Below are 17,443 nucleotides of genomic sequence, written 5' to 3' on the forward strand. Positions count from 1 at the left end.
GTTCATCGGCCGCCTCCGGCGGCGTGCCGGACTCCGTCCGGCGGGCGGGAGTGCGATGCCGTCGATTTGTGGAGGGCGGCCGATCGGGGTCAGGGCCGCCAGCTGACCCGGTGTTCCGCCAGGCGGGCCAGGACCGCGTGGTTGGCCTCCCAGCCATCGGGAAACTTCACCACCGTGCCCAGCTGGACCGGCTCCGTGGACGGGTAGTCGTCCAGGAGGTCCGTCACGCCTGCGCGGCAGATCATGATGCAGGCGTGGCGGTGGCGGGAGGCGAGGACGCAGAGGCGGCCGGTCTCCAGGTGGAAGGCGGTGGCGTCGGGGCGGCCGGACAGGGGGTGAAGGACGACCGTGACATCGAACTCGCGGCCCTGAAGGCGGTTGGCGGTGTCGACGGTGACGTCCGCCGCGCCCAGCTCCGCCAGGGCCGCGCGGATCGCGGCCGCCTGGTCGCGGTGGGCCGTGCCGACGGCGATGCGGTCGGCCGTGAGGGGCGTCGGGTCCGGTGAGCGCTCCGAGAGCGCGGCCCCGCCCCGGTCCAGCAGGCGCCGTACCACCGCCGCGACCGCCCGTACGGCCTCCGGGTCCGTGCGGGGCGTGTGCCGGGCGGGCAGCTCCAGCAGGCCCCAGCCGGACTCCGCCGCCTCGTCGATCACCCGGTCGGGGCCCGAGCCGTCCGAGCGCACGGCGAAGGTGAGCCGCCGGTCGCCGTGCCCGGTGCCGCTGCGGAACGGCGTGTACGGGTAGAACGCGTCCGACACCAGCGGCGCCGCCGAGGCCGGCAACCGCCAGGACACCGGCAGGCGGTGCTGCGGCAGACCCGGGTTGTGCGCCAGCAGGGTCGTCACCGCCGATGCCGACGGGTCGTACGACAACCCCGCCCACTGCTCGCTGCCCACGATCGCGAACGGGTCCAGCTGGCCCGGGTCACCCACGAACAGCGCCCGCTCGAACAGGCCCGCCACGGCCAGCAGCCCGTCCGAGCGCATCTGGTACGCCTCGTCGACGATCGCGTGCCGCCAGGGCTCGTCGACCTTCACATGCGCCCACTTCGCCGCCGTGGAGATCACCACCGGCAGGCCCGCCAGCTCGCCCGCCTTCGCCGACTTGCGTACGTTCGGAAGGTCGTCCAGCGCCTTGTCGTACGGGTCCGAGTCGCTGCTGTGCAGGCGCCCCACCGGCAGCTCCGGGTTCTTCTCGGCTAGCCGCAGCACCAGGTCGTCGACCTGGGCGTTGGTCTGCGCGACCACCATCAGCGGGCGGCCCGCCTCCGCCAGCTCCAGCGCCGCGCGCACCACCAGCGTGGACTTGCCGGCCCCGGGCGGGGAGTCCACCACGACACCGCGGTCGGTGCCGTGCAGCGTGTCGTGCAGGATCGCCTCGGTGGCCCGGGTCGCGGCGGCGCCGGGGTCGAACGCGGTCTGCGTGGTCACAGCAGGTCCTCCTCGGTGACGGGGTCGGCCGCGGGCGCCGGCTCCTCGCCGGGCGGGCCGCCGTGGGTCCACGGGGTGTTCTCCGGGTCGGGCAGCTTCGCGCCGCCGCGCTGCTCGTGCTCGAAGGCGGTGAAGCAGAGCGCGTCGCCTTTCTCCGGCACCGAACCGGGCTCCGGCTCCTTGCCGCGGCCCATCTTGTCGAGGATGCGCAGCACCACCGATGCGTCCTGCGCGCTCTCCTCGTACCCCACCACCTCGGCCGTCTGCGGCTTGCCGCCCAGCGAGCGATACACCCGCGCGCGCTCCCCGAGGTGGGGCCGGTCGTCGGTGCGGAGCGTCACCAGCGGGCGGGGGCTGGGCCGTTTGCCTTCGGAGTACGCCATGACGACGTCGACGACCTCACCGGCGAACGCCTCCCCGGCCAGCCGTCGCCCGGCCATCACGAGCGGGTCGTCGAGGGCTTCCTGCGCCTCCAGGCGGGCCTGCTCGCGCTCGCGCGCGGCCAGCTTGTTCGCCGCCGTCACCGCGTCGTCGCGGCGCGGCTGCGGGGGCTCGCCCGCCAGCACCCGGTCGCGGTGCCCGGTGAACGACCAGCGGTCGCGCGTCCACCGCTCCTCGGCGTGTGCCGCCTCCGGCAGGGCCCGCAGCAGGTTCAGGCCCCGCCAGAGCGCGTCCCAGGTGGGGCGGGTGCGGCTGAGGACGAGGTCGCGGATGTGCTGCTCGGCCGCGGTGAGCTCGCCGAGGCGGTCGTCGGCCTGGAGGCCGTCCTCGGCGGCGGCGAGCGCCGCGCGCGCCTTGTCGTAGCGCTCGAACGCAGGCGCGAGCAGCTTGTTGTCGAACGCCGGGTCGGTGGCCGGGCCCGCGGGCGGCCACTCCAGCTGCCCTTCGGCGTCCCGCGCCAGCTCGGCCCGCAGTGCGGCCTCGGCGCCCGTCGAGCCCTCGGGCGGGTCGATCCACGCGAGCAGAGCGCCCAGGTGCTGGTCCTCCAGGGTGGACTGGCCGGTCGCCCAGTGCCGGGCGAGCACATCGGTCAGGGCCAGCAGCAGCGAGGAGCCCGGCACCCGCGCCCGCTCCCCGAAGTGGGTGAGCCAGCGGCCCAGCAGCGGCACGCGCGGCGGCGCCGGATACGGCGTCTCCGGGTCCTGCTCGGCCGTACGCCGAAAGCGCATCGAGCGCCCCAGCAGCCGTACGTACTCCACACCGGCCCGGCTCGGCACGATCAGCTGCGGCGCGTCCGCGCACAGGTCGACCTCGACCTTGACCCGCTTGCCGGTCTCCGGATCGGTCTCCGTGCGCTCGGCGGCCTCGACGACATCGGCGTACGACTCGATGTACGGCAGGACGACGTCCGCCAGGTCGGCGAGGAACGCGGACCTCAGGTCGCGGTCGCGCGGCTGCGGCACCACCAGCAGCCGGGGCGTGTCCCGGTCGGTGCCCACCAGCGCGCCCAGCGGAGCGCCCGCCTCACCCGCGGTGGTCAGCGGCACGCACACCAGCGGCCGCTCGGACAGATGCCGGTGCCGCACCGTGGCCAACGGCTGCGCGACCCCGGTCTCGACGGCCTCGAGCCGGGCGAGCGTGGCGATCAGCGACATACGGCGACCTCCGCCCGCGTCCCGCCCAGGGCCTCGGCCCGCAGCCGGGCCGCCCGGCGCAGTGCCGCCACCGCCGGGTCATCGGGGTCGCCGCTCTCCCCGCGCGCGGCCGCGAGGACGTCGGTGACCGTGGTCAGGGCGCCCAGCTCCGCGCGGACCGGGCGGCCCAGGGTGGTCACCACGTCGGCGGCGCGGGCCCGGTCGCGGCAGTGGAAGGCCAGCTCACAGGCGGACAGGCACTCCGGCGCGTAGGTCGCGGGCACGCAGGCGACGGCCGCCGCCAGCTCCTCGGCCGGCAGCTCGGGGGAGAAGCACACCCCCTCCGGCAGGGCGTCGGCGATCTCCTCCAGCCGGGTGAGCCGGGCCAGCTGGCGACGGGTCACCGCCCGCTGCTTGCGTACGTCGACAGCGGAGGCGGTGGGCTGGTTGGAGAAGTCCTTGGGGCACACCAGCACGACCCGGTGATGCACGCGCGGGGGCGCCTCCAGCCGCGCGGCGACCTCCTCCAGCGCCAGCACGTACACCGCGGCCTGCCGGGCGGCCGCGCCCACCTTCGCCGGGTCCGCCGAACCGTCCAGCATCGGGAACGACTTGATCTCCACCACCGACCAGGACCCGTCGGGGTGCACCACGACCGCGTCCGGCTCCAGGAAGGCCGGCGAGCCCGCGACGTCCAGCGCGAGCATCGGATGGTCGAGCAGCGTCCAGGTGCCCGGCGCCTCGACGGCCTCGCGCAGCGCCAGCGCGGTGCGCGCCGTACGGCCCTCGGGGCCGATCGCCGACAGGTCGGGCACGGACGCCTCGTGCGGCGGCTCGGTGCCCGGTGCCAGCGCCCGGTGCACCAGGCGCAGCAGCTCCGCGCCGCCGTCCGCCTTGACCTTCGCCTCGAAGGCGTTGCCGCGCGTGAGCGCGAACTGGGACTGGCCGAAGGCCGAGGGGGAGCCCAGGGCGCTCGCCAGCGCCGCCTTGTTCACCCCCGCCCCGTCGAGGATCGCGCGCCGCCGGCACCCGGGGTTGGCGGCCAGCGCCGCGAGGGCGCGCGCGTCCAGCGCCCTCGCCGCCACCTCGGGGCCGCGCAGCTCAGCGAGCCGCTGCCGGAGCCCCGTCGCCCGTGTCCGCGGGGGAGGCGTCCGGCCCGGCTCCCTGGGGGAGGGCGGACTCACGCTGCCGTGGAAATCGCTCACCCGCCGAAGTCTGGCATCCGCCACTGACAATCGGGGCCTGTGCGCCCTCGGAGACCTGCGGGGAACGCCCGGACCGCAGCGCCACGGACCCGCGGACGCGGTCCGCCGCCCGCAGCACCAGCGGCGTCAGCAGCAGGCCGACGCCCATCACGGCGGCGCCCGCGGCGGCGTCGAGGAAGTAGTGGTTGGCGGTGCCCATCACCACGATCGTGGTCACCAGCGGGTAGACCACACCGGCCGTCTTCGCCAGGCGCGTCCCGCCGAACCGCCACAGCATGACCCCGCACCACAGCGCCCAGCCCACGTGCAGGCTCGGCATCGCCGCGTACTGGTTCGTCAGATTGCCCATCCCGCGCGGTGCGCTCGCCTCGCCGCCCCACCAGCCGTACGAGCTGTACTGGGCCATCGTGTCCACGAAGCCGTGCCCCGCGTCGAGCAGCCGGGGCGGGCAGGTCGGCAGCAGCGAGAACCCGATCAGGCCGAGGAACGTCGAGGTCATCAGCCAGGTGCGGGCCGCGCGGTAGCGCACCGCGCGCGAGCGGAACAGCCACACCAGCAGCGCGGGCGTGATCAGGTAGTGCAGCGAGGCGTACCAGAAGTCGGCCGGCACGCCCAGCCAGGCGTGACGGGTGAACAGCCGGTTGAGCGGGTGCTCGGCGTTGAGGTGGAGGAACTTCTCGACGCGCAGGATCGCCAGGCCGTGGTCGACGGCCGTCGTGACGTCGTCCCGGGCGAGGAGCCGGCCCGCCGAGTAGCAGGCGTAGACCAGCAGGATCAGAGGCAGCTCGGTCCACCAGCGCAGACGCGGTGGTGCCGCCTCCGCGCGCAACATCTCGGACTGCGGCATCCGATCGCCCTCCCCCTGTCTCCGTGCGTGGCGCCGGATGGCCCGGTCGGCCACTTTACGCCGTATGCCACGCCTGTGCGGGGCTCCGGCCCTCAAAGACGCAGCCCCCGGCCCCGGGGTTGCCCCGGTACGGCGTGCGCGATGATGGAGGGGTTCCGCCTGTGGTTTCTCCCGGAAAGGCCCCCCATGGCACCGCGCATCCTGCTGGCCCGGCACGGACAGACCGAATGGTCGCTGTCCGGCAAGCACACCGGCCGGACGGACGTGCCGCTGCTGGAGGAGGGCCGCCGCGGCGCCAAGCTGCTCGGCGAGCGCCTGCACCGGGCGCCGTTCGACGGGCTGCCCGGCGTGGAGGTGCGCACCAGCCCGCTCGTCCGCGCGCGGGAGACCTGCGAACTCGCCGGTTTCGGCGACCGCGCGACCACCTGGGACGCGCTCATGGAGTACCACTACGGCGCCTACGAGGGCATGACCCCCGCCGAGATACAGGCGATACGCCCCGGCTGGCTGATCTGGCGCGACGGCGTCCCCCAGGGTGAGACGCTCGCCGAGGTGAGCGCCCGCGCGGACGAGGTCGTCGCCTGGGCGCGCGAAGCCGACCGGGACGTCCTCGTCTTCGCCCACGGGCACATCCTGCGCACCATCGGCGCGCGCTGGCTGGGCCTGCCGATCGACTTCGCCGCCCGTATCCGCCTCAACCCGACCTCCCTTTCGGTGCTGGGCTGGGCCTACGGCGAGCCGGCCGTCGAGAGCTGGAACGACCTGGGGCACCTGGCCGGCTGACCCGCGCCACCCGGCGGCCGAGGCGCTCACGCCGTACGCACACGCGTGAGCGTCACCTCGTACGCACACGCGTGTGCCTCACGCCGTACGCGGCAGCGAGGCGTGCTTCTCCAGGAACCGCGACACGCCCGACGCCCGCCGGTGCGGCAGCAGCACGCGCGCGGTGCCCGCGAGCATCGTCTGGATGCGGGAGGACTGCACCTCGCCCAGCAGCTCCAGCACCCGCAGCCCGGCGGAGGCCGCCTCGTCGGGGCGGCCCCCGCGCGCGAGGTCGTCCGCCAGCTCGGCCGTGTAGAGGGCGATGTTGCGGGTGAAGTGCGGGTCCTGCAGATGCGCGGCCCGTGCCGCGTGCCGGGCCGCGCGCGGCCAGTCGCCCAGCGCGGACCAGCACTGCGCCTTGAGGCCCTCCAGTTCGGCCTCTCCGTAGAAGCTCATCCACTCGGGGTCGGCGTCCGAGGGGCCTCGCTCGTAGAGGGCCTGCGCTCGCGCGAGGGCCTGTTCGCAGCCGGTGCGGTCGGCGAGCCCCGCCCAGCCGCCCGCCTCGCGCAGTGCCAGCAGCGACATCAGCCGGGGCGAGCCGAGCGGCCGGGCGATGCGCTGGGCGGCCTGCGCGGCACGCACCGCCTCGCGCGGGCGCCCGGCGTCCCGCGCGAGGAACGCGGTGTTGCAGAAGGCGTGCGCCTCCAGCCCCGCGTCACCGTTCATCCGCGCGGTCGCGAGCGCCTCCGCGTAGTGCGAGCGGGCGTCGTCGAACCGGCCCGAGTCGTGCGCCAGCCAGCCCACTGAGATCGCCAGCTCACCGGCGCCGGAGTGGAGCCGGTCGGCGGTCGTCTGCCGGGTCGTACCGGCGTCCAGCAGCGCGTACGCGGCGCGCAGCGGGGCCGCCGCGCGCCGGTAGAGACCGTCGGCGCCGTGCCGGTCGTCGAGCAGCCGGATCCTGCGGACGGCTTCCTCCAGGGCACCCGCCTCGCCCGACCCGACGCGGCGGCCGAGGTGTGGCGCGGCCGTGGCGTCGAGGGCCAGACCGAAGGGTCCCAGTGAGGCGGCGGCCACGGTCGCGCCCCCGCCGGTCATGAATGCGCGACGCAGCACGTCGCTCTCCTCATAGTTGTCGTACGTCTCGAAGGGGTCCTGCGGGTCATACGGATCGGGGCCCTCCCGTGTCTCACCGGTGGGGTACGCCGGGCTCGCGGGGGAGTCCGGCGGGGCGGGGCGCGCGGCGCGGCCGCGGACCGCCGAACGGGGCGCGAAGCCCAGGTCGGTGAGCGTGCGGCCGGGGAACATGTGCAGGAACACCCGTTCGTACGCGTAGTTGGGGCAGCGGATCTCGCCCGCCTCCACCCGGCCGATGTAGCGCGCGTCACAGCTGACCTGCTCGCCGATCTCGCGGGCGGCCCGCCGTACGTCCGCGGCGAACTCGGCCGGGGAACGCCGGCCGCGCAGCCGACGGAAGGCGAGGTTCGGCCGTGGGGGCCGGTGGGGCTGGGACGAGGTCACCATGGACGACGTCATGGCCGGGTCCTCTCGTGCGAACCGTCGAACCATGCCGGAGGACGGGCGACTTGACGGATGTGGCCTTATGTCTGACCTGTCCCACTGTGACGCCCGGATTCCGGCGGGCAAGAACGTACCTGCTGCGACCGGGCCGCCACGCGGTGTTTGGCTACAAACCGGATATCTCATCCAGGATCTGCCATGAACTGCCATCCTTTGCGGCTGACTTCCGCCGTAGCCGTTGACGCGGCCCCGCGTTGAACCCCATGGACCGGGAGCCGCCCGACTCCCGACCCGCACGAACGAGGAGGTTCGTAGTGGAGGGCGGGATGCAAGCCAGTACGCCGTCGCCCGCGTGGGACCTGGTGACGGTGCCGGCGCGGCAGGGTCTGGAGGCGGTCGACATCCTGCGGCGGGGCGCCGGTGACGGGGTCGGGCCGGTGCTGCACGACGACGGCTGCGGGACGCTGGGCTTCCTGGTGCCGTCGGGTACGGCGGCGGCGTGGGACGTGCCCGGCAGCACATGCGTGGAGACCGAGGGGCGAGGGCTGAGCCTCGTCGCCCCCGAGCCGCCGGTGGAGGGGTCCGACTGGCTGCTGCCGCCCGGGGACGCCGATCTGGCCACCGACCCGGCCGTCCTGCGGGCCGCGCTCGGGGAGGCGGCCCGGTTGATCGAGGCCGCCGACAGCTGCCGGTGAGGTCTCCCCGCGCCCCCCGGGTCCGTGTGCTGGGACAATGCCTTCATGGGAAAGTCCAGGAATGCCCGGCGGGGTGCCGTCGAGTCCGTCGTCGAAACCGTCGACGGGGGACTCGCCGAACTCATACCCGACCGGGACCGGGCGCGGGCCTGGACCCTGCTCATCGACGGGGCACCGCAGTCGCACGTCGACCTGGACGATCCCGGGTATCTGTCCTTCGAGTACCAGCGGCGGCTCGGGCACGTCGTCGATCTCGCCGCGCCCGCCGGGCGGCCCATCCAGGCGGTCCACCTCGGCGGCGGCGCCCTGACCCTCGCCCGCTACGTCGCCGCGACCCGGCCCCGCTCCACCCAGCAGGTCGTGGAGTTCGACGCGCCGCTGGTGCAACTGGTGCGGCGCGAGCTGCCCTTGGAGCCGGGCGCACGCATCCGGGTGCGGTCGGTGGACGCCCGCGAGGGGCTCATGAAGGTGCCCGACGGCTGGGCCGACCTCGTCGTCGCCGATGTCTTCAGCGGCGCCCGCACCCCGGCCCACCTGACCTCGACGGAGTTCCTCGACGAGGTCCGCCGGGCGCTGAAGCCGGGCGGCCTGTACGCCGCCAACCTCGCCGACGGGCCGCCGCTCACGCATCTGCGCGGCCAGATCGCCACGGCAGCCGCCCGGTTCGCCGAGCTGGCGCTGCTGGCCGACCCGACCGTCCTGCGGGGCCGGCGCTTCGGCAACGCCGTGCTGGTCGCGAGCGACCGCCCCCTGCCGCTGGCCGAGCTGACCCGTCGTACGGCCTCCGACCCGCACCCCGGCCGTGTGGAGCACGGGCGGCCGCTCACCGACTTCGCCGGGGGTGCGGTACCGGTGACCGACGCGGCGGCGGTGGCCTCGCCCGCGCCACCGGCGTCGGTGTTCCGCTGACCGGTCAGGCGGCGGACGCGGCGCGGGGTGCCGTCGCTCAGTAGGTGCCGACCTCGACCCGCGGCGGGCCGTCGTGCCAGGTGCAGAACACCGACACCCGGTCCGCGCCGGAGCTGAACTCCACGCGGATCCACGACTCCGTCTTCCACACCTGCATCGACCAGCCCGTCTCGGGCGTCGCCGTCACCAGCGTCGCGTACGACCCACGCAGGTCGAACACGGCCCGGCCGCCGTCGGTGGCGTAGCTCTTGACCTGGCCGGAGGAGGGGGACGGGGCCGGGCCCGTGGAGGCGGGCGACGACGGGGTGCGGGTCGGCGCCGGGGAGCTCGGCTTCGGGGACTCCTTCGCGGGCGCCGACGCCGACGGGCTCGGCGACGGGTGCGGCCGTTGCGTGCTCGCCGAGGTCGCGAGCGGCTTCGACCCTCGCGCGGTCGCGTCCGCCGTGACCGGCAGGGCGCGCGGCGGGTCGTACGCCGTGGAGTCCAGGACCGTGCGCACACCCCACCACGACAGCGTGACCGCCGCGCCCGTGGCGAGCGACCAGGCCAGTGCGTGTACGAGTCCTCTGCGCATCGCGGGCCATACTGCCTCACCCGCCTCGCCGTGTGCACAGGAGCCGAGTTATCCACAGGCTCCGATCCGGCTCGGCGGCATGGCGTACGGTGCGGCGCATGGCAAGTGTGCTCGTGGTCGAGGACGACCAGTTCGTCCGCTCGGCGCTCATCCGGCATCTGACCGACGCCGCCCACCTGGTGCGCAGCGTCGGCACCGCGCTGGAGGCGCTGCGCGAGGTCGCCCATCACCGTTTCGACCTGGTCATCCTGGACCTCGGCCTGCCCGATCTGGACGGGTCCGAGGCGCTGAAGATGCTGCGTGGCATCACCGACGTCCCCGTGATCATCGCCACCGCGCGGGACGACGAGACGGAGGTCGTCCGGCTGCTCAACGCGGGCGCGGACGACTACCTGACCAAGCCGTTCTCGGTCGAGCACCTCTCGGCCCGCATCGCCGCCGTCCTACGCCGCTCCCGTGCCGCCACCGCGGAGGCCGCGCCCTCGACGGTGCTGCGGGTGGGCGGGCTGACCGTCGACCCGCTGCGCCGCCAGGCCGAGCTGGACGGCGTCCGGCTCGACCTCACCCGCCGCGAGTTCGACCTCCTCGCCTTCCTCGCCGGCCGCCCCGGTGTCGTCGTACCGCGCCGAGAACTGCTCGCCGAGGTGTGGCAGCAGTCGTACGGCGACGACCAGACCATCGACGTCCATCTGTCCTGGCTGCGCCGCAAGCTGGGCGAGACGGCCGCCGACCCGCGCTATCTGCACACCCTGCGGGGCGTCGGGGTCAAGCTCGAACCGCCGGGGCCCGTGCGATGAGGTGGGCACTGGTCAAGGTCTCGCTCGCGGTCACCGCGATGGTGGTGGTCGCCTTCGCCGTGCCGCTCGGCCTCGTCATCCGGGAGATGGCCCGCGACCGGGCCTTCTCCAACGCCGAGCGGGACGCGGCGGAGATCGCCCCGGCGCTGTCCATCACCACCGACCGCGAGCAGTTGGAGCGGTTCGTCGCCTCCGCCGGATCCTCCGGCACCGCGCTGCACATACCGCGAGGCGAGGGCAGCCCGGCCGTGGAGATCGGCCGCCGGCGGGCCGCCGCCGAGGACATCGAGGCCACCCGCAGAATGGGCCGCGCCTCCACCGCCGAGGCGCCCGGCGGCTCGGTCCTGCTGCAGCCGGTCGCACTCGGCTCCGGCCAGATCGCGGTGGTCGAGGTGTATGTGCCCGACGCCGCCGTCGACAAGGGCGTCGGCACCGCCTGGGCCGTGCTCGCCGGGGTCGGACTCGCTCTGATCGTCGGCTCGGTGGCCGTCGCCGACCGGCTCGGGGTGCGCATGGTGCAGCCCGCCCAGCGGCTCGTCGAGGGCGCCCGCGAGCTGGGCGAGGGCAAGCTGGGCGCCCGGGTGCCCGAGGAGGGGCCGACCGAACTGCGGCTCGCCGCGGTCGCGTTCAACTCCATGGCCGACCAGGTCGTCCAGCTCCTCGCCAACGAGCGGGAACTCGCCGCCGATCTGTCCCACCGGTTGCGCACCCCGCTGACCGTGCTGCGGCTCAACGCGGCCTCGCTGGGCGACGGGCCGGCCGCCGAGCAGACCCGGGCCGCGGTCGCCCAGCTGGAGAGGGAGGTCGACACCATCATCCGTACCGCCCGGGAGGCCAAGCCGCAGACCGCGGCCGCCGGGCCCGGCGCGGGCTGCGACGCCGCCGAAGTGGTGCGCGAACGCATGGGGTTCTGGTCGGCGCTCGCCGAGGACGAGGGCCGCAAGTGGCGGGTGGCCGGCGTGGACCGGCCGGTGCGCGTACCCGTGGCCCGCGCCGACCTGGCCGCCGCGCTCGACGCCCTCCTCGGCAACGTCTTCCGGCACACCCCGGAGGGCACCGCCTTCGCGGTCGACGTCCACAACGGCGAGGACGCGGTCATCGTCCTCGTCTCCGACGCGGGCCCCGGCATACCCGACCCGGCCGCGGCGATGGCCCGCGGCCGCGGCTCCGGCACCGACGGCTCCACCGGCCTCGGCCTGGACATCGTCCGCCGCCTCGCCGAGTCCACCGGCGGCGACGTGACGATCGGCGCCTCCGTCCTGGGCGGCACGGAGATCCGCGTCTGGATCCAGCTCGACGCCCGGGCGGGCGAGCCACGGCGCCGAGGGCACCGGGGGCCGGTACGCCGCCGGCGAGGCGGCTCGCGCCGCGCCAGGGTGGAGAGACCGGGCGGGGTGACGGGCTGAGGGGCACCGGCCAAGGAGCCCAGGACCTCCGAATTGGTCTCGACCTTTAACCGGTCCCGATGCCTTCCTTAAGCGGGTCCTAAGATCTCGAACCCCCGTCCGGATCAGGCCGATTGCCCGATTCCGGCTCGCTAGCGTGCTGCCGCACCTCACCCCCGAGGACGCTCCGAACGGCAGAAGGCAGGCACGCGATGAGTACGCACCGGCGCAGGACCGGCGGCAGGACCAAGGCGATCGGCGGACTGGTCGCCGCGGCGGTGGTGGGCGGCGGGGCGTTCCTGTTCACCGGCACCGCACAGGCCGCGGGCGTCGGCGCCGCGTACACCAAGACCAGCGACTGGTCGACCGGCTACACCGCGCAGTACGTCGTGACGAACAACAGCGGGCAGAAGAAGGCCGACTGGAAGCTGGAGTTCGACCTGCCGGCGGGCGCGAAGCTGGGCTCGCTGTGGAACGCGGAGTCGAGTGTGTCCGGGCAGCACGTCACCGTGACGCCGCCCAAGTGGGACACGGACGGGCTGAGCGCGGGCGAGTCCGTCACCGTCGGCTTCGTCGTCGACGGCACGGCCGATCCCACGGGCTGCCGTATCGACGGCGCGACCTGTTCCACCGAAGGCGGCGCCACCCCAGAACCCACCGGCCGCCCGACCCAGTCCCCGACCCCCACCGCAAGCCCCACAGCACCCCCGAAGCCGACCGCGACCCCCACCGCGACCCCGACCGCGACCCCGACGGCCTCCCCCTCGGAGAGCACCGGCACCGGCACTGGCACCCCGGCCACCGCCGGCTTCGCCCCGTACGTCGACACCAGCCTCTACCCGTCCTTCGACCTGGTCGCGAACGCCCAGGCGACGGGCGTGAAGCAGTACAACCTCGCCTTCGTCACCGACGGCGGCGGGTGCACACCCAAGTGGGGCGGCGTCACCGACCTCGCGAGCGACGCGGTCGCCGCGCAGATCGGGTCCCTGCGGGCCAAGGGCGGCGACGTCCGGGTCTCCTTCGGCGGTGCCGCCGGCAGCGAACTGGCCACCGCCTGCACCTCCGTGGACGCCCTCGCGGCGGCCTACGGCAAGGTCGTCGACACCTACCGGCTCACCAAGGCCGACTTCGACGTCGAGGGCGGCGCGCTGCCGAACACGGCCGCCAACACCCGCCGCGCCCAGGCGATAGCCAAGCTCCAGCAGCAGCACCCCGGCCTGGACGTCTCCTTCACCCTCCCGGTCATGCCCGAGGGCCTCACCCAGGACGGCGTGAACCTCCTGGCGGACGCCAAGAAGAACAACGTGAAGATCAGCGCCGTGAACATCATGGCCATGGACTACGGCCCCGCCTACAGCGGCGACATGGGCACCTACGCCGAACAGGCCGCCACCGCCACCCAGGCCCAGATCAAGGGCGTGCTCGGCCTCTCGGACGCCGCCGCCTGGAAGACCGTCGCCGTCACCCCGATGATCGGCGTCAACGACGTCACCTCCGAGATCTTCAAGGTCGACGACGCCACCCAGCTGGTGAACTTCGCCAGGTCCAAGGGGATCGGCTGGCTCTCCATGTGGTCCGCCACCCGCGACCAGCAGTGCACCGGCGGCGCCAAGAACTACGCCGACGCCACCTGCAGCTCGATCCTCCAGGACAAGCACGCCTTCACGAAGGCGTTCGCGGCCGGCAACTGACCAAGCAGCCCCCCACGGTGAAACGGGGCGCGGCACCCGGGGAGGAGGGTGCCGCGCCCCGTTGCCGTCAGAGGGTGTCCAGCTCCGGCAGGACGCCGGACCGGGCGGCACGGCCGTACCAGTGGGCGCTGGACTTCGGGGTGCGGGCGAGCGTGGCGTAGTCGACGTAGACCGCGCCGAAGCGCTTGCCGTAGCCGTAGGCCCACTCGAAGTTGTCCATCAGGGACCACAGGTAGTAGCCGCGCACGTCGGCGCCGTCGGTGATGGCACGGCGTACGGCGGACAGGTGGCTGTGCAGGTAGGCGATGCGCTCGGGGTCGTGGACGCGGCCGTCGCCGTCGGGCTTGTCGTCGTAGGCCGCGCCGTTCTCGGTGATGTACAGCGGGACACCCGGGGCCTCGCGGCTGAAGCGCATGATCAGCTCGTGCAGACCGGTCGGGTCGATGGTCCAGCCCATCTCGGTGCGCTCGCCGGGCGTCTGGTGGAACGCCACGTCCTCCGAACCGGGCCACGGGGAGTGGTCGCTGGCGCCGTGACCGTCGGAGCGCGGGCCCTGCGGGGCGCGGTCGGGGGCCGAGACGAGGGTCGGCGTGTAGTAGTTGATGCCGAGCGCGTCCAGCGGCTGGTGCGCGGTGCGCAGGTCGCCGTCCTGGACGAACGACCAGTCGGTGACGTCCGCGGTCGCCGACAGCAGCGACTCCGGGTAGGCGCCGTGCAGCATCGGGCCGTGGAAGACGCCGTTGGCCAGGTCGTCGATCCGGCGTGCGGCCGCCAGGTCCGCTGGGTCCTGCGAGAGCGGGCGTACGACCGAGGAGTTGAGGCTCACCGCCACCGAGTTGCGGGCCGGCATCACCGAGCGCAGCGCGGTCGTGCCCAGGCCGTGCGCCAGGTTGAGGTGGTGCGCGGCACGCAGCGCGGCCGCGCCGTCGGTGCGGCCCGGGGCGTGCACGCCGGAGCCGTAGCCCAGGAAGGCGCTGCACCAGGGCTCGTTGAGGGTGATCCACTGCTCCACGCGGTCGCCGAGGGCCTCGCCGACGATCTGCGCGTACTCCGCGAACCGGTACGCCGTGTCGCGGGCCGGCCAGCCGCCGGCGTCCTCCAGCTCCTGCGGCAGGTCCCAGTGGTAGAGCGTGACCGCCGGCTTGACGCCCTTCTCCAGGAGCTCGTCGACCAGCGAACGGTAGAAGTCCAGGCCCCGCTGCACCGCGGGCCCCCGGCCGGTGGGCTGCACCCGGGACCAGGAGATCGAGAAGCGGTACGCGTTCAGGCCCAGGTCGGCCATCAGGGCCACGTCGTCGCGGAAGCGGTGGTAGTGGTCGACAGCGATGTCACCGTTGTCGCCGCCGGCCGTCTTGCCCGGGGTATGGCTGAAGGTGTCCCAGATCGAGGGCGTGCGGCCGTCCTCCCGCACCGCCCCCTCGATCTGGTACGCGGATGTCGCCGCGCCCCAGAGAAAGGCGGGAGGAAAGGTCACCGGGGTCACCGGCTGTACGGACTCAGGCATGGAAGCGCTCCCATCGAGGGTCGTCGAGACCATAGGAGGAACAGGGGGAAGAGGGGGGTGTCGAGAAGGGCCGGGGCGGCGGTGACCTGGCCCTGTGGAAGGGGGCGGCGGGCGTGGCACCCGGGTGAGGTGCCGTCCGTGGTCGCGGGGGTGTCACGGGGAGCTCCGCGTGATGCCGGGGGTGGTGCGGTGGGCGGTGCCTCGGGCTGGGGGGCGGTGACGCCGGAGCGCGGGGCGCCGGTACGACGTCCACCGGTACGACGTCCACCGGTACGACGTCCACCGGTACGACGTCCACCGGTACGACGTCCCGCGGTGCGAGGCCCCGGACGGCGAGGCGCCTCCGCGCTGAGGCATCCGCCGGCCCGTCGCGGCCGAGGCACCCCCGCATGGAGGTCCCGGATCGCCCATGGCGGCTGAGGCACCTCCGCGCTGAGGCACCGACCGGCCCGCAGCAGTCGAGGCACCTCCGCACCGAGGTCCCGAGCCACCCGCGGCAGCCGAGGCATCTCCGCACCGAAGTCCCGAGCCACCCGCGGCAGCCGAGGCGCACCGAGGCCGAGGCCCCCCGGCCCCAGCCCCGCCCCGCGGCACAGGCACCCCCGGCCCCCCGGCGCGGCCGGGTCAGCCCTTCACCGCGCCCTGCATGATGCCGCCCACGATCTGCTTGCCGAAGATCGCGAAGACCAGCAGCAACGGCAGCGTGCCCAGCAGCGCGCCCGCCATGATCAGGGACTGGTCGGGCGTGTAGCCGCGGCCCAGACCCGCCACGGCGACCTGCACGGTCGGGTTGCCGGTCTGGCTGAGCACCAGGAACGGCCACAGGAAGTCGTTCCAGGTCTGGACGAACGTCAGCATGCCGAGCACGGCCATCGCCGGCCGGGCCGCCGGGAACACGATGTGCCACACCACCCGCCAGCTGCTCGCCCCGTCCACCCGGGCCGCCTCGATGACCTCGTCCGGCAGCGCCTGGAGCAGGTACTGCCGCATGAAGAACACACCGAAGGCGCTCACGATCGACGGCAGGATCACCGCCTGCAACTGGTCCGACCAGTTGAGCTTGGCGACCATCATGTACAGCGGGATCACGCTGAGCTGCGGCGGAATCATCATGGTGCCGACGACGATCAGCATCATGGCGTTACGGCCCTTGAACCGCAGCTTGGCGAAGGCGAACCCGGCGATCGTCGACAGGAACACGATGGTGGCCGCGGACACCCCGGCCACGAAGGTGGTGTTGAGGAACGCCTCGCCCAGGTTGGCGTCGGTCCAGGCCAGTTCGAGGTTGTCGAAGAGGTTGGAGCCGAACCACAGCGGCGGCGGGGTCTGCGCCAGGCGCTGGTTGTCCCGCGAGGCGGCGATCGCGGTCCACACCAGCGGGAACAGCGAGCCGATCGTGAACAGCGCGAGCACGATGTACGCGATGGGCCCGGCGTGCAGCGTGCCGCCCGCCCGGGCGGCCCGGAGCCCGCGCGTACGGGCCTTGGGCGGCGCGGTGCTCTTGCGCGGCGGGGTCAGTGTCGTCGTCACGGCCGGTTCTCCTAACTACTGGCGCGCAGCCGGCGCGAGATGACGTAGTTGACGAGCCCGATCACGATGAGGATCAGGAACATCGTCCAGGCGATGGCGGAGGCGCGGCCCAGATGCTGGTTCACCCAGCCCTGCTCGTAGAGGTACAGGCCGAGCGTCTGGAACTGGTGCTCGCTGCCGCCCGAGGCACCCCGGGTCGCGTCGAACAGCAGCGGCTCGCCGAACAGCTGCGAGGCACCGATGGTCGACACCACACAGGTGAACAGGATCGTCGGACGCAGCGCGGGCAGCGTGACATGCAGGAACTGCCGCCAGCGGCTCGCCCCGTCCAGCGCCGCCGACTCGTACAGATCCTGCGGGATGGCCTGCATCGCCGCGAGGTAGATCAGCGCGTTGTAGCCGGTCCAGCGCCAGATGACGATCGTGGACACCGCGATCTGCGAGGGCCACTTGTCGTTCTGCCAGTCGACGTTGTCGAAGCCCACCGAGTTGAGGACCCAGTTGATCATGCCGTAGTCGCGGCCGAAGAGCAGCACGAACACCAGCGAGGCCGCGGCGATCGAGGTGGCGTACGGGGCGAGCATCGCGACCCGGTAGAAGGTCGAGGCCCGCAGCTTGTAGTTGAGGATGTGCGCGATGCCGAGGGCCATCAGCAGCTGCGGGACGGTGGAGATGATCCCGATGGTGAGGGTGTTCTCCGCCGCGTTCCAGAAGAACTCGTCGTCCAGGATGCGCGTGTAGTTGCGCAGGCCCACCCAGTCCATGTCGGTCGGGGCGGTCACCTCCACCTGGTGCAGCGAGGCCCAGCCGGTGTACAGCAGCGGGAACAGGCCGAAGGCGATGAACAGCAGGAAGAACGGGGAGACGAACGCGTACGGGCTCCAGCGCACGTCCCGCTGCCAGCGGCGGGACAGCCGGGCCCGGTGCCGCTGCTCCTGTGCGGTTGCTTCACCGGTCGGGCGGACCGGGGCCGCGCCCCCCTCCTTCACGGGGGGCGCGGCGGTTTCGTGCCGGGCGGCCAT

The 17,443-nt window shown here is 73.7% G+C and carries 15 protein-coding genes; 6 read left to right on the forward strand and 9 right to left on the reverse strand.

Annotated features, from left to right (window positions below; genetic code table 11):
- Window positions 1-89 precede the first annotated feature (89 nt).
- From RKD23_RS23895 to RKD23_RS23910, 4 genes are read right to left on the reverse strand one after another with little or no spacing between them, the layout of a single operon-like run.
- On the reverse strand, window positions 90-1,430 hold the full coding sequence (locus tag RKD23_RS23895) for an AAA domain-containing protein (RefSeq protein ID WP_424855514.1): 1,341 nt from the start codon (window positions 1,428-1,430) through the stop codon (window positions 90-92).
- Window positions 1,427-3,025, reverse strand: coding sequence for a hypothetical protein (locus RKD23_RS23900; protein WP_424855515.1), 1,599 nt, complete (start codon window positions 3,023-3,025; stop codon window positions 1,427-1,429). The genes RKD23_RS23895 and RKD23_RS23900 overlap by 4 nt, the downstream gene beginning before the upstream one ends.
- A complete protein-coding gene (locus RKD23_RS23905) occupies window positions 3,016-4,209 on the reverse strand; it encodes a hypothetical protein (RefSeq protein ID WP_424855516.1) in 1,194 nt (397 codons plus the stop codon). The genes RKD23_RS23900 and RKD23_RS23905 overlap by 10 nt, the downstream gene beginning before the upstream one ends.
- On the reverse strand, window positions 4,106-5,056 hold the full coding sequence (locus tag RKD23_RS23910; protein ID WP_424855517.1) for a phosphatase PAP2 family protein: 951 nt from the start codon (window positions 5,054-5,056) through the stop codon (window positions 4,106-4,108). The genes RKD23_RS23905 and RKD23_RS23910 overlap by 104 nt, the downstream gene beginning before the upstream one ends.
- 186 nt (window positions 5,057-5,242) lie before the next feature.
- Between RKD23_RS23910 and RKD23_RS23915 the strand changes: the two genes are divergently transcribed.
- Window positions 5,243-5,839, forward strand: a complete 597-nt coding sequence (locus RKD23_RS23915) for a histidine phosphatase family protein (RefSeq protein ID WP_424855518.1) — start codon at window positions 5,243-5,245, stop codon at window positions 5,837-5,839.
- Between the two features lie 78 nt (window positions 5,840-5,917).
- On the opposite strand, the gene RKD23_RS23920 is transcribed toward RKD23_RS23915, so the two are convergent.
- Window positions 5,918-7,351, reverse strand: coding sequence for a hypothetical protein (locus RKD23_RS23920; protein ID WP_424855519.1), 1,434 nt, complete (start codon window positions 7,349-7,351; stop codon window positions 5,918-5,920).
- 311 nt (window positions 7,352-7,662) lie between these two features.
- On the opposite strand from RKD23_RS23920, the gene RKD23_RS23925 reads away from it, so the two are divergent.
- Together RKD23_RS23925 and RKD23_RS23930 are read left to right on the forward strand one after the other, a co-directional pair.
- Window positions 7,663-8,031, forward strand: a complete 369-nt coding sequence (locus RKD23_RS23925) for a hypothetical protein (RefSeq protein WP_424855520.1) — start codon at window positions 7,663-7,665, stop codon at window positions 8,029-8,031.
- A 45-nt stretch (window positions 8,032-8,076) separates the two neighbouring features.
- On the forward strand, window positions 8,077-8,940 hold the full coding sequence (locus RKD23_RS23930) for a spermidine synthase (protein WP_424855521.1): 864 nt from the start codon (window positions 8,077-8,079) through the stop codon (window positions 8,938-8,940).
- 37 nt (window positions 8,941-8,977) lie between these two features.
- Here the strand turns inward: RKD23_RS23930 and RKD23_RS23935 are convergent, their stop codons facing one another.
- Window positions 8,978-9,514 (reverse strand): hypothetical protein, encoded by a 537-nt coding sequence (locus tag RKD23_RS23935; RefSeq protein ID WP_424855522.1) that lies wholly within the window; start codon window positions 9,512-9,514, stop codon window positions 8,978-8,980.
- A gap of 98 nt (window positions 9,515-9,612) precedes the next feature.
- Here RKD23_RS23935 and RKD23_RS23940 point away from each other — a divergent pair, with 98 nt between their 5' ends.
- The 3 genes from RKD23_RS23940 (at window position 9,613) to RKD23_RS23950 (ending at window position 13,387) form a co-directional block, all read left to right on the forward strand.
- On the forward strand, window positions 9,613-10,311 hold the full coding sequence (locus RKD23_RS23940) for a response regulator transcription factor (protein ID WP_424855523.1): 699 nt from the start codon (window positions 9,613-9,615) through the stop codon (window positions 10,309-10,311).
- Window positions 10,308-11,717 carry a sensor histidine kinase gene (locus RKD23_RS23945; protein ID WP_424855524.1) on the forward strand — a complete coding sequence of 470 codons (1,410 nt, stop codon included), beginning with the start codon at window positions 10,308-10,310 and terminating at the stop codon, window positions 11,715-11,717. Before RKD23_RS23940 ends, RKD23_RS23945 begins: the two co-directional genes overlap by 4 nt.
- Before the next feature lie 191 nt (window positions 11,718-11,908).
- Window positions 11,909-13,387 (forward strand): cellulose binding domain-containing protein, encoded by a 1,479-nt coding sequence (locus RKD23_RS23950; protein ID WP_424855525.1) that lies wholly within the window; start codon window positions 11,909-11,911, stop codon window positions 13,385-13,387.
- Window positions 13,388-13,454: 67 nt separating this feature from the next.
- On the opposite strand, the gene RKD23_RS23955 is transcribed toward RKD23_RS23950, so the two are convergent.
- The 3 genes from RKD23_RS23955 to RKD23_RS23965 all read right to left on the reverse strand — a co-directional run bounded on the left by RKD23_RS23955 (window position 13,455) and on the right by RKD23_RS23965 (window position 17,443).
- The gene (locus tag RKD23_RS23955; protein ID WP_424855526.1) at window positions 13,455-14,891 is read right to left on the reverse strand and encodes a GH1 family beta-glucosidase; all 1,437 of its coding nucleotides are present in this window, start codon (window positions 14,889-14,891) and stop codon (window positions 13,455-13,457) included.
- Window positions 14,892-15,515: 624 nt separating this feature from the next.
- Window positions 15,516-16,421, reverse strand: a complete 906-nt coding sequence (locus RKD23_RS23960; RefSeq protein ID WP_424855527.1) for a carbohydrate ABC transporter permease — start codon at window positions 16,419-16,421, stop codon at window positions 15,516-15,518.
- A gap of 11 nt (window positions 16,422-16,432) precedes the next feature.
- Window positions 16,433-17,443 carry a carbohydrate ABC transporter permease gene (locus RKD23_RS23965; protein WP_424858321.1) on the reverse strand — a complete coding sequence of 337 codons (1,011 nt, stop codon included), beginning with the start codon at window positions 17,441-17,443 and terminating at the stop codon, window positions 16,433-16,435.

It is taken from the genome of Streptomyces sp. SAI-170, from assembly GCF_049739565.1.
Classification (GTDB): Bacteria; Actinomycetota; Actinomycetes; order Streptomycetales; family Streptomycetaceae; genus Streptomyces.

Bases quoted from the DNA above. Each gene is read 5' to 3' on its own strand.
- RKD23_RS23900 (WP_424855515.1), bottom strand. From the start codon at position 3,025: ATGTCGCTGATCGCCACGCTCGCCCGGCTCGAGGCCGTCGAGACCGGG.
- RKD23_RS23910 (WP_424855517.1), bottom strand. From the start codon at position 5,056: ATGCCGCAGTCCGAGATGTTGCGCGCGGAGGCGGCACCACCGCGTCTG.
- RKD23_RS23915 (WP_424855518.1), top strand. From the start codon at position 5,243: ATGGCACCGCGCATCCTGCTGGCCCGGCACGGACAGACCGAATGGTCG.
- RKD23_RS23920 (WP_424855519.1), bottom strand. From the start codon at position 7,351: ATGACGTCGTCCATGGTGACCTCGTCCCAGCCCCACCGGCCCCCACGG.
- RKD23_RS23925 (WP_424855520.1), top strand. From the start codon at position 7,663: ATGCAAGCCAGTACGCCGTCGCCCGCGTGGGACCTGGTGACGGTGCCG.
- RKD23_RS23930 (WP_424855521.1), top strand. From the start codon at position 8,077: ATGGGAAAGTCCAGGAATGCCCGGCGGGGTGCCGTCGAGTCCGTCGTC.
- RKD23_RS23935 (WP_424855522.1), bottom strand. From the start codon at position 9,514: ATGCGCAGAGGACTCGTACACGCACTGGCCTGGTCGCTCGCCACGGGC.
- RKD23_RS23940 (WP_424855523.1), top strand. From the start codon at position 9,613: ATGGCAAGTGTGCTCGTGGTCGAGGACGACCAGTTCGTCCGCTCGGCG.
- RKD23_RS23945 (WP_424855524.1), top strand. From the start codon at position 10,308: ATGAGGTGGGCACTGGTCAAGGTCTCGCTCGCGGTCACCGCGATGGTG.
- RKD23_RS23950 (WP_424855525.1), top strand. From the start codon at position 11,909: ATGAGTACGCACCGGCGCAGGACCGGCGGCAGGACCAAGGCGATCGGC.
- RKD23_RS23955 (WP_424855526.1), bottom strand. From the start codon at position 14,891: ATGCCTGAGTCCGTACAGCCGGTGACCCCGGTGACCTTTCCTCCCGCC.
- RKD23_RS23965 (WP_424858321.1), bottom strand. From the start codon at position 17,443: ATGGCCGCCCGGCACGAAACCGCCGCGCCCCCCGTGAAGGAGGGGGGC.